The organism is Bacillus sp. AFS002410 (genome assembly GCF_002556365.1).
GTDB lineage: Bacteria > Bacillota > Bacilli > Bacillales > Bacillaceae_G > Gottfriedia.
The window spans coordinates 78872-94764 of the sequence record NZ_NUEU01000082.1 but is presented as its reverse complement, the minus strand read 5'-3'; the positions used below and the strand labels follow the sequence as shown (position 1 = coordinate 94764).

The following is a 15893-nucleotide window of genomic DNA, read 5'->3' as shown; positions in this document are numbered from 1 at the left end:
CACTATAAATTTTTGAGGTGGTGATCTTTTGATTATTATTTTAGATCCAAGAAGCAATTTGCCGCTTTGGGAGCAAATAGTTCTTCAAACAAAAGAACAAATGCTAAGAAATATTTTGGTAAAAGGTGATAAACTTCCTTCTGTACGTGAATTAGCAACTACTCTAGTCATAAATCCAAATACAGTTAGTAGAGCCTACCAGGAACTCGAGCGAAATGGAGTAATTGAAACAATTAGAGGCAAAGGTACATTCGTAATTGGTTTATCAAAAGAGGCTGTGTCATCAGATGTACTTTTAAAATATAAAAATAAACTTTCTAATTTATTAATTGAATGTTTAGCCGATGGAATAAGAGAAGAAGAAATAAATAATTGGGTAAAAGAATTTTATTCGAAAAAAGGAGCTGATTAGTTTGCTAAAAATCCATCATTTAAGTAAAAAACTAGATGACCGTGAAGTGTTAAAAAATCTAAACTTTCAAATAGAAACAGGCAAAATTACAGGCTTAATAGGACGAAATGGTGCTGGTAAAACGACACTTTTAAGAACAATTGTTGGAATCCTATCTCCTGATGAAGGTTCAATTCAAATTAATGATGTAGATATAAATGATTCACCTATTAATAGAAGACAAATAGCTTATATGAGTGATTCTACTAGCTTCATAAAACAATATAATGTGAATGAACTTATTACGATTTATGAAAATTCATATCCTAACTTCAATAAGTTTGCGTTTATGGAATCATTAAATAAATATAATTTACCTTTTGGTTCCCTTCGTAAATACTCTAAAGGTATGAGAACACTAATTTATTTATTATTGACCTTTTCTACAGGTGCAAATTATGTCATTTTAGATGAACCAACAAATGGCTTAGATCCAGTTGTTAAACGGACTGTTTTGCAATTAATCATTGAATATGCTAGCTCAAACTCCGTTGGGGTTTTAATCTCATCACATCACCTAGCTGAACTTGAAAAAATAATTGATCAATATTTATTTATTAAAGATGGAAGAATTAATTCAATTTCCACAATGGAAGAAAGTACGAACCAATTTTACAAACTACAAGTAGCATTTGAAAATGGTTTACCTAAACAATTTGAAGAGGACCCAGCAATTTCTGTATTCTCTAAAACTGGTAAAGTTGCCATTATCATTATTAATGGAAATAAGGATGAATTTATAAAACAAATGGAAAAGGCAAATCCACTTCTTTTAGAAGAACTTCCGTTGACATTAGAGGATTTATTTTTCATAAACGATGGAGGGGAATTATATGTTTAGTAAAGCATTATGGCTAATACATTCTAAACAATCTCGACTTGCACTTATTTTATTCTATCTTGTCTATCTAATCATCATTCCTTTTGGCTATTATAATAACAATGATGATTTAAATAAAGCATTACTAACAAATTCGAGTAATCCTTATCTATTTATCTCTGACTTTAGTACGCTAGCATTTATGTCAGTAATCATTGTCTTAATTTTAAGCATCTTATTAATAGGCATCGGACGAAATACAGGTGGCATTGATTTTCAATTTTCACTTCCATACTCACCTAAGCAGATTTTTCTATCAAAATGGTTCTTTGGCATTGTTCATATTGTTATGGCAACTTTTGGCTTAATCATTTTAACACTATTAATCCATTACACTACTAATCTTCACAAATATATCGACGCATCATCATTTGCTACTATATTTACTGTCATCTTACTTTTTACAATTGCTTTTTTTACGATTGGTCTGGCGATCGGAACGATTACAGGTCATTATTTTTCTCAAACGCTCTTCACTATTTTTACAATCTTCTCACCAAGTATTCTATACTTTAGTATTTATTCAAATCTAAAGGGGATTTTTAACCATGAACTATCTTACAACAACTTTGAAAAAAGTATAACTAGTTGGTCTATTCCATATCAAACAGGCTCTCTATCAATTTCAAGAGATTTTAATGAAAACATCGTCCACTATCCAACTGTTGATTATGGAAATTTAACAATAATTGTTCTTTATATTGTTGCTTTTTTACTAATTGGTTTATTGTGCTATAACAGGAATGCGAATGTAAATAACGGAAAATTATTCGTGTATAAAAAATTCTCTTTATTCGTAAACGTTCTTTTTGTATACCTTGCAGCGACATTAATCGCTTTATTAACTTCTACCATTACGAATGGGAACAATACGATTATTTACTTGATTGGTTTAATAATTGGTACCGTAGTCGGCTATTTCTTCTATAAACGATTAAATAAATTTTTTGATTAACTTTAAATCTTTCAAATAAAAAGCGCTGGTTCTCAATATAAGAACCAGCGCCGTTTATTATGCTATAAAGTTTAATGCAAACCGTACAAAGAATAATGCTGAAATTGCTACCATATATGGCGTGATTTCAGTTTTCTTACCTGCTGCCATTTTAACTAATGGATAAGCAATAAAACCGAATGCAATTCCGTCAATAATACTATATGTTAAAGGGATGAATGCTAAAATTAAGAAGGCTGGAATTGCCTCAGTAGGATCATCCAATTGAATATCTGTAATGTGTTTAACCATTAATGAACCGATAATGATTAAGATTGGTGCAATCGCAGATGTTGGAATATAAGCTATTAATGGCATAAATAACAAACAGCTTAAAAATAATAATCCAGTTACAACAGAAGTAAGTCCTGTTCTACCACCTGAACTAATACCTGCACTTCCTTCAACAGCAATTACTGTTGGACTAGTTCCAAGTAATCCTGATAATAATATTCCAAACGCAGTTCCTTGAACAACCTTTTGTTGCTTATGCTCTTGGTTGATCATACTTAATTGCCCATGAATAATTCCGATTGATTCAAATAATACAACCATTGTCAGAGAAAATACTGCAATCCAAAATGGAAAACTCATCATATGAGTAAAGGTCAGTTGTCCGACAACTTCACTTGCAGATTTCATTGTAATTTTTGTAGTATCATGTGCTTTTTCAATTCCACCATGTAAAATGAATGAAATGATCGTACCTAAAACAACCGTGATTAAAAAGTTTGCAGGTACATTTTTAATAAATAAATAAATCGCAATGCCTAGTGTAATAACTGTTGCTAGTACATCGACGTTTGAAAAATTAGCAATCGATACAAACGTACTTTCATTTTTTACAACAATCCCACCAGCTTGAAGACCGATAAACGTTAAGAAAAACCCAATTCCAACTGTAATTGCACTTTTTAGTGATAATGGAATTGCCGTTGTTAATTTCTTAATTAATTTTGTGAATGATAAAATGAATAATAAGATTCCACTTATAAATACTACAGCAAGCGCTTCTTTCCAATTCATTCCCATTTCACCAACCATTGTATAAGTAAACAATGCGTTGATGCCCATTCCTGGTACTAATACTAAAGGCGAATTACTCCATAATCCCATCATAACGCTTCCAAAAAAAGCTGAAAGAATTGTGGCAATCATTGCACCTTGGAACGGTATACCTGCATCATGCAAAATTGTACTATTAACGGATAAAATATAAACGAGTGTTAAAAATGAAACAACACCTGCAATCATCTCCGTTTTAATGGTCGTACCGCTACCTTCAAGATTAAATTTTTTGTTCAATAAATTTTTCAAAGAAATTCCTCTCTTTATTTGGCTCCCTCTCCCACCCATGCTACGAGGCACTTTAAAATTATACTAAATATTAATCAATAATGATATAAGAAAATTTTTTTCTTTTTTGTGCATAAATTTGAAATGAAGTTCCCATAGGAGTCGAAAATCCTTCCGTTCCAATCAACTTCTTCAAAATAAAAAAGCATTGAATAAAAAATCTTACTAATTCCCTTTAGTTAGAAAAAAGAAATTAATTAACGTCATCAAAAAATTACAAATTCACCTTAAATTATATTTCTTATTAACATTTTAATTATCAACTATTTTTATTTCAACACTCTGGAAAAAATGGTTAGATAAATATCCGCATGAACCCTTTATGAGTTATAAACTTTCTTATTTCCGCTCTTTTTCTTACTCATGAACCGTTAATGAGTAACCTATTTTCATCATTTTCCTTTTTTGCTTACTCATGAACACCTTATGAGTAACCTATTTTCATCATTTTCCCTTTTTTCTTACTCATGAACACCTTATGAGTAACCTATTTTCATCACTTTCCTTTTTTGCTTACTCATGAACACCTTATGAGTAACCTATTTTCATCATTTTCCTTTTTTGCTTACTCATGAACACCTTTTGAGTAACCTATTTTCATCATTTTCCTTTTTTGCTTACTCATGAACACCTTATTAGTAACCTATTTTCATCATTTTCCCTTTTTGCTTACTCATGAACCGCTTATGAGTAACATATTTTCAACATTTTGCTTTCTTGTTTACTCATGAACACTAATTTTCATCTTCACGTTTTTTTCCTAACTCATGAACTCTTTCATAAGTTAGGTGTGATGATATTTCTTACTTTTTTTATTGATATGCTATATTTCAATACACCAAAAGTAACAAGGCTTTTAAGGCAGCCTTGTTACTTTATTTAAAATTATTTACTTGCTTGCATAACCTTCTCAATTCGGCGATCCGGCAATAACCACATAATCGCAACTATTACATAAATGACTTGAGCGAACGAAGGCCATATTAAAGACGTGCATACGCCAGTTAAATAACAAACTACCGATACTTTTCCTTTCCAATCATTACCTACAGCTAGTTTTAGCTTTGAATGCTTTCCCTCTATTTTGATAATGATCCCTTGTAATATAAAGTATGCTATTGCAGCCAGTAAAAGGATTACACCATAAAGCATTGTAGGATAAGGCTTATAATGGTTTTCGCCCATCCAACCTGAAGCAAACGGTATGAGGGATAACCAGAAAAGTAAATGCAGATTTGCCCACATTATTGGTCCTGTTACCTTTTGCAAAGTATGGATCATATGATGATGGTTGTTCCAGTATATACCGACATAAATGAAGCTTAATAAATAACTAAGAAAAGTTGGGAACATTTTTAATAAGTCTTGTATGTCGGGACTATGTGGAATCTTAATTTCTAGGACCATAATTGTTATAATGATTGCGAGTACGCCATCACTAAAAGCTTCCAACCGGTTTTTATTCATTATTTACACCCAAACTTTTTGCCTTTTTTACTCCCTCAAACCCAAGTAGTATTTTCCATTCCTCATGCTCAATTGTAGCTTTTGCTCTCTTTTTGGACATCAAATAACCTCATTCCTTATTCACGTTAATATTTCTTTATTAATTAAATTCTGTATATTTTAATGAAATACCTTTCAAAAATCTTGAAATGGAATAAGAAATGGATAAAATTGGCGGATATTAATATAACTAGGTCAGGTTTATTGCATTCTGTTCTAAGACTGAGTCATATAGACAAATAAAAAAGCTATTCCCATTTTCAGAGAATAGCTTTTAAAATTCTTATGCTTCCATAATTAAATCATAAACTAATGTAGGTTCTTCAACTTTTTCAGATGAAATTTTAATATTTTCTAGTAAGTCTTTTTCAACTTCACTAATATCTTCTGTGTTTGAATAAACAGTTACTAATGAATCACCTTTTTTAACTGCATCTCCAACTTTTTTGTTTAACATTAATCCAACTGCTAAATCGATGACAGATTCTTTCGTTGCACGTCCTGCACCTAGTTTCATCGCAGCCGTTCCAACTGCATCAGCAACGATTTGTGAAACATAACCATCTTGCTGTGATACTACTTCTTGAACATATTTAGCTTGAGGTAATTTTGATGGGTCATCTACAACAGAGCCATCTCCACCTTGTGCTACTAAAAATGCTTTAAATACTTCTAAGGCTTTTCCATTTTTCATGTTTTCTAGAAGTTTAGCTCTTGCTTCCTCTAATGTTTCAGCTTTTTTAGCCAATACTACCATTTGACTACCTAAAATTAAGCATAATTCTTCTAAATCTTTTGGACCTTCACCTTTTAATGTGTCGATTGCTTCTTTTACTTCTAATGCATTACCAATCGCAAGTCCTAATGGTTGGCTCATATCTGAAATAACTGCTACTGTTTGTCTTCCAACGTTGTTTCCGATTTTTACCATTGCTTTAGCTAAATCACGTGCATCTTCAATATCTTTCATGAATGCACCTGCACCTGTTTTAACATCTAAAACGATTGCATCTGCACCAGCAGCGATTTTTTTACTCATAATTGAGCTAGAAATTAATGGGATCGAGTTTACTGTTGCTGTTACATCACGTAAAGCATATAATTTTTTATCTGCAGGTGTTAAGTCACCAGTTTGTCCGATAACAGCTAATTTAATATCATTTACTTGTTTAGTAAATTCATCTTCTGTTAATTCAACATGGAAACCTTCAACAGCTTCTAATTTATCGATTGTACCACCAGTGTGACCTAATCCACGTCCGCTCATTTTAGCAACTGGAATATCTAATGAAGCTACTAATGGGCCTAACACTAGTGTAGTTGTATCGCCTACTCCACCAGTTGAATGCTTATCAACTTTGATTCCTTCAATATTTGAAAGATCAATTGTATCGCCAGAATGAACCATAGCCATTGTTAAATCACTATATTCTTTTTCAGTCATTCCTTTTAAAAACACAGCCATTGCAAATGCACTCATTTGATAATCAGGTACACTACCGTCAGTAAACCCATTGATTACAAAATTGACTTCTTCTGTTGTTAAAGTTTTTCCATCACGTTTTTTTTCAATTAAATCTACCATTCTCATTTTTGAAACGCCTCTTTCTTTTGTTTATTACTTCTAATTAAAAGTGACTTCTACATATGTAATGCAGAAGTCCTTTTTTATGTTGTAAATTTACTCATCAATAAAAAGCTTTATATTAACCGATTTTGCGGATAATTTCTTTTACTAATGATAAAAACGATGCTCTTACTCTTTGTGTTGTTTCGATTACTTCCTCGTGGTTTAGAGGTTGATCTAAAATACCTGCTGCCATGTTTGAAATACATGAAATACCAAGTACTCTTAAATCAGCATGACGCGCAACGATAACCTCAGATACAGTTGACATACCAACAGCATCAGCACCTAATGTTCTAAACATGCGAATTTCAGCTGGTGTTTCATAAGAAGGGCCTGTTAATGCAGCGTAAACTCCTTCTTGCATCTTAACATTTACTTCTTGTGCGGCATTTTTTGCAAGCTCTCTTAATTCACGGTCATACGGATAAGACATGTCTACGAAACGAACACCTAATTCTGGGTTATTTGGGCCAATTAATGGGCTTGTGCCAGTAAAGTTAATATGGTCTGTAATTAACATTAAATCACCAGGCTCAAATGAAGTGTTAACTCCACCCGCTGCATTCGTTACGATTAATTTTTCTACACCTAGTTCTTTCATGATGCGTACTGGGAATGTAACTTTTTCCATGCTGTACCCTTCATAGAAGTGAACCCTTCCTTGCATTGCTACTACTTCAATACCATGAATTGTACCGAATACTAATTGTCCTTCATGTCCTTCTACAGTCGATGTAGGATATTCTGGAATCGTATGATACGGTATTTTTTCTTGGTTTTCAATTTCATCTACAAGTATTCCTAAGCCTGACCCTAAAATCAATCCAATTTTAGGCTGTCTGTCAACTTTACTTTTTATAAAACTAGCGGCTTTATCGATATTCTCTTTATTCATTTGTAACTCCACCTTATCTCAATTTTTCTAAAAAACTTGATCCATGTGATGGCATTTTAAGATTAAAGTTTTCAGCTATAGTTGCCCCTACATCTGCAAAAGTTTTTGGAATGTCTATTTCCTTACCTTCTGAAAACTGTTTACTATAAACTAGTAACGGTACATATTCTCTTGTATGATCTGTACCTGTATATGTTGGATCATTTCCGTGATCGGCAGTAATCATCAATAAATCATCATCTTTTAATAATTCAAACACTTCAGGAAGTCTTGCATCATACTCTTCTAACGCTTTACCGTAACCTAGTGGATCTCTTCTATGACCAAAAACGGCATCGAAATCAACTAAATTCAAGAAGCTTAAACCAGTAAAGTCCATTTTTAATGTATCAACTAATTTATCCATTCCATCCATATTTGATACTGTACGTAATGCTTTAGTGATGCCTTCACCATCAAAAATATCTGCTATTTTACCGATTGAGATTACGTCAAAATTCGCATCCTTTAATTCATTCATAACTGTACGTCCGAATGGTTTTAATGCATAGTCATGACGATTCGGTGTACGTTTAAAGTTTCCAGGTTCACCGACAAACGGTCTTGCGATAATTCGACCAATCATATACGGATTGTCTAATGTTAATTTACGTGCAATTTCACAATAACGGTATAAATCCTCTAAAGGTACTACTTCTTCATGGGCTGCAATTTGTAAAACTGAATCAGCAGATGTGTAAACGATTAAATCGCCTGTTTTCATATGCTCTTCTCCAAGTTCTACTAAAATCTCTGTTCCAGAAGCTGGTTTATTTCCAATTATTTTACGGCCAAAATGACCTTCTAATTCACTTATTAATTCTTTAGGAAATCCATCTGCAAAAACTCTAAATGGCTTATCAATATGTAGACCCATCATTTCCCAGTGTCCAGTCATAGTGTCTTTCCCTACTGATGATTCTTCCATCTTTGTATAATAAGCAAGTGGGTGATCCGCTTTTGGAACCCCTTTCAATTCTCTGATATTACTTAAACCTAGTTTTGCCATATTCGGCATATGTAATCCATTCATTTCTTCAGCAATATGACCTAGTGTATCTGAACCAACATCATTAAATTTTTCTGCATCTGGTGCCTCACCAATCCCAACAGAATCCATAACAACGAGGAACACTCTATTAAATTTTCTATTCATTTGTTTTCCTCCTAACTCATCAAAACAAACTGAAACTAAAATCATCCGTCAGATGTCTGACAACTAAAGTATACTTATTGTCCTAATTCTTTTCAAGAAATATATTTTCCAATTTGTGTCTATTGATACTATATTTCCCCAGAATTATAGTAAATTGTCATAAAAAATTCATAAAAAAATTTCTTTTTTTTCCAGTTGCTAATAAAGATGATATGTAAAATTTAACTCTTACATACCTAATCAAAAATAAAAAAGCCCAAGCTTTAAAAGCTGGGCCTTTTTATGTATTAAGCTGTTTGATTTTGTGAATTTGCAACTTGATGCTTTTGTGCTTTTCTTCTAGAAACAATTGTACCAGCTCCAATTACGATTACAGTCATGACAATTTTAAATGCGAAAATAATTGTTCGATTTTCAAAAACATCGTGAATCATCTTTTCATGAGTAATCATACCTGCTGCCGTCCAAGCTAAAATACCTGAACCAATTGTTGTAATAATTGGAAATTTGTTCATAATTTTCATTAATAATGAGCTTCCACCAACAATAATTGGGATTGAAATTAAAATACCAATTACGATTGCAACTAAGCTACCATGTGATACACCTGCTAAAGCTAATACATTATCAAGACTCATTAATGCATCAGCAATGATGATCGTTCTAACTGCTCCCCATAATGTTGCACCACTTTTAACATCGCCATGTTCAGAGTCATCGACTAATAATTTAAAAGCAATCCATAATAACATTAACCCACCGGCTGCATAAATAAACGGAATTTTTAATAGATACACGATTACTGCTGCAAATACGACACGAAGAGCAATTGCACCCATAGTACCAAATAAAACTGCCTTTTTCTTTTGTTCTGCTGGTAAGTTTTTCGCTGCTAATGCGATTAAAATTGCATTATCACCACTTAATAACAGGTCGATAAAAATTACATTCAATAGTACTCCAATACTTAATCCGCCTAATAAATCCATGACTCTTCCCCCTTATAAAACTACTATTTTATTAAACAACCTGTACCCATGACTACAAAATAAAAAGACCTTTGCCAATAGTAATAATTCTACGGCAAAGGTCTTGCTGAGCATACAGATGTATGCCAACAAAGCCGATGAGAATTTCTTCTCATGTAATGACGACTTTGTTTCAGGATCTCTCCTGACGCTACTCCCCTTTGGAGTATTCGATTGTTTATTAATAATATAATACTATTCTAACTAGTCCAATATGTCAATAGATTTTAATTCATTTTTAATCATTATTTGTCTTAGTTTTTATAGTTTTATTATATTTATTTACACGATTATTATCAATGTAAATAATTTACTTTTATTGCTTCGTTAAAATCTTAGGTCCATTACTTGTGATCGCTAATGTGTGCTCATATTGCGCTGAGTTCTTTCCATCTCTTGTTCTTGCTGTCCAAGCATTGCCATCCATTGTTGAATGCCAAGTACCTAGATTAATCATCGGCTCGATTGTAATAACCATTCCTTCACGAAGTCGTAAGCCTTTACCTGCCATACCAAAATGTGGGACATAAGGTTCTTCGTGTAAAGTTGGTCCAATGCCATGTCCTGTGAAATCACGCACAACAGAATATCCTAAAGATTCAGCATAAGATTGGATTGCAAAGCCGATATCGCCTAAACGATTACCAACTTGCGCTTGTTCAATTCCTTTATATAAGCATTCTTCCGTTACTTTTAACAAATCCTTGTTTTCTTTAGAAATATTTCCTACACCATATGTCCAAGCTGAGTCAGCTAGTGCTCCATTTAAATTTACAACCATATCAATTGTAACAATATCTCCATCTTTTAAAGCTTTTTTGCGAGGAAATCCATGGCAAATTTCATCATTTATTGAGGCACATGTTGCATATTCATATCCTCTATATCCTTTTTGCTCAGGTTTTGCTCCATTTTCTGCTAAAAATTTCTCTACAAATTGATCGATTTCCCAAGTTGTAATGCCTGGTCTAATCATTTTTGCAATTTCCTTATGTGTAGCAGCTAGTACTTTCCCGGCTTCATTCATTAAGTTAATTTCACGTTCAGTCTTAATCGTAATCATTTTATTCATCCTCTCAAATCGCCTAGTTCAGTTTATATATGATTAATTTAATATATTATGCTTTTAGCAATATAACAATCATTTCCCAAGAAAAAAGAGCTTAAATTAAGCTCTTGGGTTCTAGAATATCTAAAAATTTGGTTTTCAGACAGATTGCGAGCGCTTGGCGGACAGTCTGAAAGCTTAAATTTAAGCTCTTGGATGAAACTCTTTATAAACATCCTTAAGTCTATTCTTCGTAACATGTGTATAGATCTGTGTCGTAGAAATATCTGCATGTCCTAGCATTTCTTGAACCGATCTTAAATCTGCCCCATTTTCTAATAAATGGGTTGCAAATGAATGACGTAAAGTATGTGGAGTTAATTCGTGCTGAATATTTGCTTTTTCAGCTTGTTTTTTTAAGTTTTTCCAAAATCCTTGCCTAGACATCCTATTTCCATGATGATTTAGAAATAATGCATCATTATTTTTTTTACCGGACAATTCTTTTCTAGCCATTTTTAAATAATTTTCGATTGATTCAATTGCAAGTTTACCTAAAGGAATAATTCTTTCTTTACTTCCTTTACCTAAACATCTTACAAACCCCATCGTTAAATTAGCATCAGAAAGATTTAAAGATAATAGTTCTGATACACGCATACCAGTCGCATACAATAATTCTAACATTGCCTTATCTCTTATTCCAAATGTAGAGCTATCAGGTACGTCTAATAAGGCCTCAACTTCCTGGAGTGATAAAACTTTTGGAAGTACTTTTGGTGCTTTTGGAATTTCGATTAATAGTGAAGGATCATCTTTCATCCCATCAACTTCACGAATTAAAAATTGATGAAATGAGCGAATTGTGGCCAATTGACGAGCCATTGTCCTTGCTGTTAAATCTCTTTCCTTTAAATATTTTAAATAACTAATAATATGTAACCTAGTTATGTTTGAAAGACCATTTATATTTTCAACAACGTCTAAATATTTTCCATAGCTCTCTAAGTCCTTACCATATGATAGAATTGTATTTTTAGATAAACCTTTTTCAACCTGAATAAAATGGATAAAGTCCTCAGCTGCAAAATCAAATTCATTTTTAAAAGGTGTTTTATCAGTCGTTGTCACATTACATTACTCCCCGTTTTGATAAAACCGTACCAATTGGTTAAAAGCACCATCCTTTTGATGAGTGTCCACCTTTAACATTGAGCCTTCTGGTCGGTCATATCGATGCATATTTTCATATTCAGAATGAATCCATTGAATAGCAAAATAAAATAATATTGTACAAGTAATGAATAAAATTGCAACTTTTATTACATTAAAAACGATACTAGCTCTTTTTTTCATATGACCACCACCTTTTTGCTAGAAGTAAAGACATCATTACTACATACTATGCAAAAATTGGACAAATCATACTTCATTTAATCGTAAAAATCACCATTAATCATTACAAGCGTCTTTTTTAGAACATGAAAAAGAGCAGACTCTTTTCTCGAAACTGCTCCACTTTTTAGGAATTAAAATAAAATGATTTTAATTAAATTAAAATCATTTTATTATTCTTCGTTTTGATCATGGCATCGATGACACACACCATGAAATGATAACCGATGATCTTTAATTTTAAAATTCCAACGTTCTTCAACTGTCTTTTCAACTTCACTTAATAGATTTTCATGAATTTCATCTACTGCTCCACAAACTGTGCAAATTAAATGATGGTGAAAATGTTGAGCACCTTCATGTCGTAAGTCGTATCTAGAAACGCCATCACCAAAATTTATTTTATCAACAATTGTTAACTCAGTTAGTAATTCTAACGTACGATAAACAGTAGCAAGTCCAATTTCCGGCGATTTTTCTTTCACTAGGAGGTAAACATCTTCTGCACTTAGGTGATCTTCTTCGTTCTCTAATAAAACACGAACCGTATATTCCCGTTGTGGTGTTAATTTATATCCTGCTAAATGTAGTTGTTTCTTTATTCGTTCAACTCGTTCTTCCATTTTTTTCACTCCCTCGCCACTTGATAATAATTATAACAAAGAAAGAGAAAGTGTCAAAAATTATTTGTTAATTTTTTGAGACAATTATTTCTGAGATCGCTTTTAAAAAAAATGTTGAACCATATGCTTCAATAATACTTGCAATACTTAAGCAAACTGCAACCAATCCAAAAACAATAGAATACGAGACTAATTGTTTCATAATTGGCTCATTATCATTTTTAATAAATTGCTTTCGAATCATTCGAATGGAAAGCTGGACAGCTAAAACTGTCAGTAGTATATATAATGGTAATACGATTACATTTTGTGGGAAAACAGAAGAAAATGCTAATAAAATACCGTGCCAACCTAATTGATTTACTAAAAAACCAACTGTAAATCCAACTACCAATCCTTTCATAAATAATAAAATGAGAATGATTGGTAACCCAATTATTGAAATTCCTAAAATCCAAATTAATGCCAAAAATTTCAAGTGTGAAGAATAACTAGATACAAACACTTCATTTCCACTAATATAGTCTCCATTATTAACTTGTCCAAAAAAATGTGTGATAAAAGAAAGAACATCTTGCTTTTGACTCACATTCATACTGTTTACAATGACTGCTCCAAATACGACACCAAAAAGTAAAATCACACTAACAAAAATATAGAGTGACGTATAATCTTTAACATGTTTTTTCATCGTTGATTGGACTGAGCTTCTTGTCATGATATCATCTCCTGCACTATATTCTCTTTTCATTCTATGAGTGGACAAGTAATTTATTCGTTTTATTTATAAAAGTCCAAATATTTTACACATCAATCTTTCTCTTTTTAAATATATCAATTCGATGCCTTTATAGTTTTGGGGATTGCTACCTCTATCAAAAGAATTCTCAATTGTCCTATTTCAAATAACAGAAAAAAGCTGTTAAAGTCTCATTTGACTTAAACAGCTTTTTTAATACAACAAATCAATTTGTTTTTTAATAATATGACTGATTGATTTTGCATTTTCTTCATTATTTCCATAAATAGATGAGTGGGTATAGCCTTCAAGTGTTTGATGGCTTCCTTGATTCGTTGTTTCACAATATTCTTTATGATATTTTTCAACTTTATTTAGTAATTCCTTTTTTTTCTTCGCGTTAAATTGTAAACCACTTTGATTTGAAGCGGTTAATACTAATAAAGGAGTATTTATTTTTATTTTTAATGCTTCCTTTATTCGGCTGTTACTATAATTTAAGTTTTTCCATTCACTAACAACCGTCTTCCAATGTTTAAAGCTTTTTATAGAGCTAATTATTTCAGACTGATTTTCTGGGGTCGTGTTCATTATTTTATGTATGAACTTATTTGGAATGGCCTTAGTAAGGTTAATTTGATTCGCTTTTTTCATCATTAACGCAAATTGATACAGTAATTTATCATATATTTTCTGCTCATGTTCCTCAAGTGTCGGATGGGTTGGATCAAGTAAAATCATTGATTGGATTGCATTTGGAAAGAGACGAGACAATTGAAACATAATATATGCACCTAACGAATGTCCTATAGCAATCAATGGACTATTAATATTTAATGCTAGTAACAAATCATAACATTCAAATGCCTGTTGTTCTGTAGACCGTTCTGTCGTCCAAATACCGCTTTTTCCATACCCTAATCGATCGTATGTTATCACTTTGGCATACTTACTCAACTCATCTTGTAAAAATCTCCACTGATGAAGTGTATGCATCATTCCGCATTCTAAAAGTACTGTAACTTTACCATCACCTTTTATTCGAACGTGATATGTACCAAGCTCGCCAGTAACAAACAATATAACCAGCTCCAATTAGTAGGTTTGTACAATATGTCATTTTTATATTCTGTACATATATATAGATAGATTATACTCAATGAATGTGGACGTATTCAATTTTGAAGGTTTGAATTTCCACTTTTATTAACTTCATTTAAGCCTAAATCATAATTTTGTTTAAAAATTTAATTTTATATTGGACAACCATAAAAACATATACACAACAATCAACTATCTTACATTACTGTATTTGTTATTTATCCTTAAAACTAACTAATGAAATAAAAAAGAGCTTAGAAAAACTTTAAGAGTTTCTCTAAGCTCTTTACCGTTAAAACTATTTAAATCGTTTCTTCTTTCGCTTCATAAGCTTCTTTTACTTCTTGATAAAATTGAGCTTGTGTTGCATAAAAATATGGTGCTACATAAAATGAAGCAAGGAATAAAGTAATAATTACTAATAGAGCCCAACCGATGAATGAAAGTCCTAATAAAAAGAATTTCCATTTATACCCGTACATCATTTTTCTACTTAACGTAATTGCATCTAATGGCTTCATGTCTGGATAATCTTTTAAGATATATCCAACTTGTGAATAAGCTAAAGCCTTAATAATTCCAGGGATTATTAGTAATATAGACCATAGGCATGTAAATACAACTACTAAAAATCCAACTAAAATCGCTCGAATAAATTGATGCCCACTTTTAAAAAAGTAAAATAAGTCCGATATACTTTTCTCTTCATCACGAATGATTTTTAAAAAGTAAACAATTAAACCATAGCCTAGTAAAGTATTAACGAACCCCGAAATGATCTCAATGATTGTTTGCGCCCCAGCAGGAATTAGTTTTTGTTCATTAGCACTTGGAAAAATTGTCCCAGTATAATGCTGATTAACTGGTCCAGTAAGTACCGTATGAAGTAATCCTTCTATAATTACAAAAACAACGAGAAATAATATAGCTTTTCCCCAATTACCAGCTAGTCTACTCTTAGCTGTTCTTTTAATTGCTGAAATTCTCATTTGCTCATTCCTCTCATAAAATGTCACTTTATTTTATGATGATATCGCAAACATATGAGAACA

At 32.0% G+C, this 15893-nt stretch carries 16 protein-coding genes; 3 read left to right on the top strand and 13 right to left on the bottom strand.

The features are described 5' to 3' along the window. Positions 1 to 28 precede the first annotated feature (28 nt). The 3 genes from CN692_RS20500 to CN692_RS20490 are packed head-to-tail and all read left to right on the top strand — an operon-like array spanning position 29 to position 2286. The gene (locus CN692_RS20500; protein WP_098120974.1) at positions 29 to 412 is read left to right on the top strand and encodes a GntR family transcriptional regulator; all 384 of its coding nucleotides are present in this window, start codon (positions 29 to 31) and stop codon (positions 410 to 412) included. A 1-nt stretch (position 413) separates the two neighbouring features. Continuing rightward, positions 414 to 1292, top strand: a complete 879-nt coding sequence (locus CN692_RS20495; RefSeq protein WP_172444067.1) for an ABC transporter ATP-binding protein — start codon at positions 414 to 416, stop codon at positions 1290 to 1292. After that, positions 1285 to 2286 (top strand): ABC transporter permease subunit, encoded by a 1002-nt coding sequence (locus CN692_RS20490; protein WP_179874500.1) that lies wholly within the window; start codon positions 1285 to 1287, stop codon positions 2284 to 2286. The genes CN692_RS20495 and CN692_RS20490 overlap by 8 nt, the downstream gene beginning before the upstream one ends. Positions 2287 to 2343: 57 nt before the next feature. Here CN692_RS20490 and CN692_RS20485 read toward each other — a convergent pair whose 3' ends face one another. The 13 genes from CN692_RS20485 to CN692_RS20425 form a co-directional block, all read right to left on the bottom strand. Then, complete coding sequence (locus tag CN692_RS20485) at positions 2344 to 3642, bottom strand: NCS2 family permease (protein ID WP_257131828.1); 1299 nt, start codon at positions 3640 to 3642, stop codon at positions 2344 to 2346. 924 nt (positions 3643 to 4566) lie between these two features. Further along, positions 4567 to 5148 carry a TMEM175 family protein gene (locus CN692_RS20480; RefSeq protein WP_098120970.1) on the bottom strand — a complete coding sequence of 194 codons (582 nt, stop codon included), beginning with the start codon at positions 5146 to 5148 and terminating at the stop codon, positions 4567 to 4569. Positions 5149 to 5470: 322 nt separating this feature from the next. Continuing rightward, entirely contained in the window at positions 5471 to 6778 is a 1308-nt protein-coding gene (locus CN692_RS20475) for a pyrimidine-nucleoside phosphorylase (RefSeq protein ID WP_098120969.1), read from the bottom strand. Positions 6779 to 6893: 115 nt separating this feature from the next. After that, positions 6894 to 7712 (bottom strand): purine-nucleoside phosphorylase, encoded by an 819-nt coding sequence (locus CN692_RS20470; RefSeq protein WP_098120968.1) that lies wholly within the window; start codon positions 7710 to 7712, stop codon positions 6894 to 6896. Positions 7713 to 7725: 13 nt separating this feature from the next. After that, the gene (gene deoB, locus CN692_RS20465) at positions 7726 to 8907 is read right to left on the bottom strand and encodes a phosphopentomutase (RefSeq protein WP_098120967.1); all 1182 of its coding nucleotides are present in this window, start codon (positions 8905 to 8907) and stop codon (positions 7726 to 7728) included. Between the two features lie 287 nt (positions 8908 to 9194). Continuing rightward, the gene (locus CN692_RS20460; RefSeq protein WP_098120966.1) at positions 9195 to 9896 is read right to left on the bottom strand and encodes a TerC family protein; all 702 of its coding nucleotides are present in this window, start codon (positions 9894 to 9896) and stop codon (positions 9195 to 9197) included. A 355-nt stretch (positions 9897 to 10251) separates the two neighbouring features. After that, positions 10252 to 10998, bottom strand: coding sequence for a type I methionyl aminopeptidase (gene map, locus CN692_RS20455; RefSeq protein WP_098120965.1), 747 nt, complete (start codon positions 10996 to 10998; stop codon positions 10252 to 10254). Positions 10999 to 11187: 189 nt separating this feature from the next. Next, positions 11188 to 12114 carry a site-specific tyrosine recombinase XerD gene (xerD, locus tag CN692_RS20450; protein WP_098120964.1) on the bottom strand — a complete coding sequence of 309 codons (927 nt, stop codon included), beginning with the start codon at positions 12112 to 12114 and terminating at the stop codon, positions 11188 to 11190. Positions 12115 to 12120: 6 nt separating this feature from the next. After that, positions 12121 to 12339, bottom strand: a complete 219-nt coding sequence (locus CN692_RS20445) for a YqzK family protein (RefSeq protein WP_098120963.1) — start codon at positions 12337 to 12339, stop codon at positions 12121 to 12123. Positions 12340 to 12551: 212 nt separating this feature from the next. Continuing rightward, on the bottom strand, positions 12552 to 13001 hold the full coding sequence (fur, locus tag CN692_RS20440; RefSeq protein WP_098120962.1) for a ferric iron uptake transcriptional regulator: 450 nt from the start codon (positions 12999 to 13001) through the stop codon (positions 12552 to 12554). A gap of 67 nt (positions 13002 to 13068) precedes the next feature. Further along, a complete protein-coding gene (gene spoIIM, locus CN692_RS20435; RefSeq protein WP_098120961.1) occupies positions 13069 to 13719 on the bottom strand; it encodes a stage II sporulation protein M in 651 nt (216 codons plus the stop codon). Positions 13720 to 13953: 234 nt separating this feature from the next. Beyond that, the gene (locus CN692_RS20430; RefSeq protein ID WP_098120960.1) at positions 13954 to 14820 is read right to left on the bottom strand and encodes an alpha/beta fold hydrolase; all 867 of its coding nucleotides are present in this window, start codon (positions 14818 to 14820) and stop codon (positions 13954 to 13956) included. A gap of 323 nt (positions 14821 to 15143) precedes the next feature. Next, positions 15144 to 15830 carry a DUF975 family protein gene (locus tag CN692_RS20425; RefSeq protein WP_098120959.1) on the bottom strand — a complete coding sequence of 229 codons (687 nt, stop codon included), beginning with the start codon at positions 15828 to 15830 and terminating at the stop codon, positions 15144 to 15146. Positions 15831 to 15893 lie beyond the last annotated feature (63 nt).

What these genes read in the sequence shown, in the direction of transcription:
- CN692_RS20445 (WP_098120963.1), bottom strand. Translation starts at nt 12,339, where the DNA reads ATGAAAAAAAGAGCTAGTATCGTTTTTAATGTAATAAAAGTTGCAATT.
- CN692_RS20460 (WP_098120966.1), bottom strand. Translation starts at nt 9,896, where the DNA reads ATGGATTTATTAGGCGGATTAAGTATTGGAGTACTATTGAATGTAATT.
- deoB (WP_098120967.1), bottom strand. Translation starts at nt 8,907, where the DNA reads ATGAATAGAAAATTTAATAGAGTGTTCCTCGTTGTTATGGATTCTGTT.
- spoIIM (WP_098120961.1), bottom strand. Translation starts at nt 13,719, where the DNA reads ATGACAAGAAGCTCAGTCCAATCAACGATGAAAAAACATGTTAAAGAT.
- CN692_RS20425 (WP_098120959.1), bottom strand. Translation starts at nt 15,830, where the DNA reads ATGAGAATTTCAGCAATTAAAAGAACAGCTAAGAGTAGACTAGCTGGT.
- CN692_RS20475 (WP_098120969.1), bottom strand. Translation starts at nt 6,778, where the DNA reads ATGAGAATGGTAGATTTAATTGAAAAAAAACGTGATGGAAAAACTTTA.
- fur (WP_098120962.1), bottom strand. Translation starts at nt 13,001, where the DNA reads ATGGAAGAACGAGTTGAACGAATAAAGAAACAACTACATTTAGCAGGA.
- CN692_RS20490 (WP_179874500.1), top strand. Translation starts at nt 1,285, where the DNA reads ATGTTTAGTAAAGCATTATGGCTAATACATTCTAAACAATCTCGACTT.
- map (WP_098120965.1), bottom strand. Translation starts at nt 10,998, where the DNA reads ATGATTACGATTAAGACTGAACGTGAAATTAACTTAATGAATGAAGCC.
- CN692_RS20480 (WP_098120970.1), bottom strand. Translation starts at nt 5,148, where the DNA reads ATGAATAAAAACCGGTTGGAAGCTTTTAGTGATGGCGTACTCGCAATC.
- CN692_RS20470 (WP_098120968.1), bottom strand. Translation starts at nt 7,712, where the DNA reads ATGAATAAAGAGAATATCGATAAAGCCGCTAGTTTTATAAAAAGTAAA.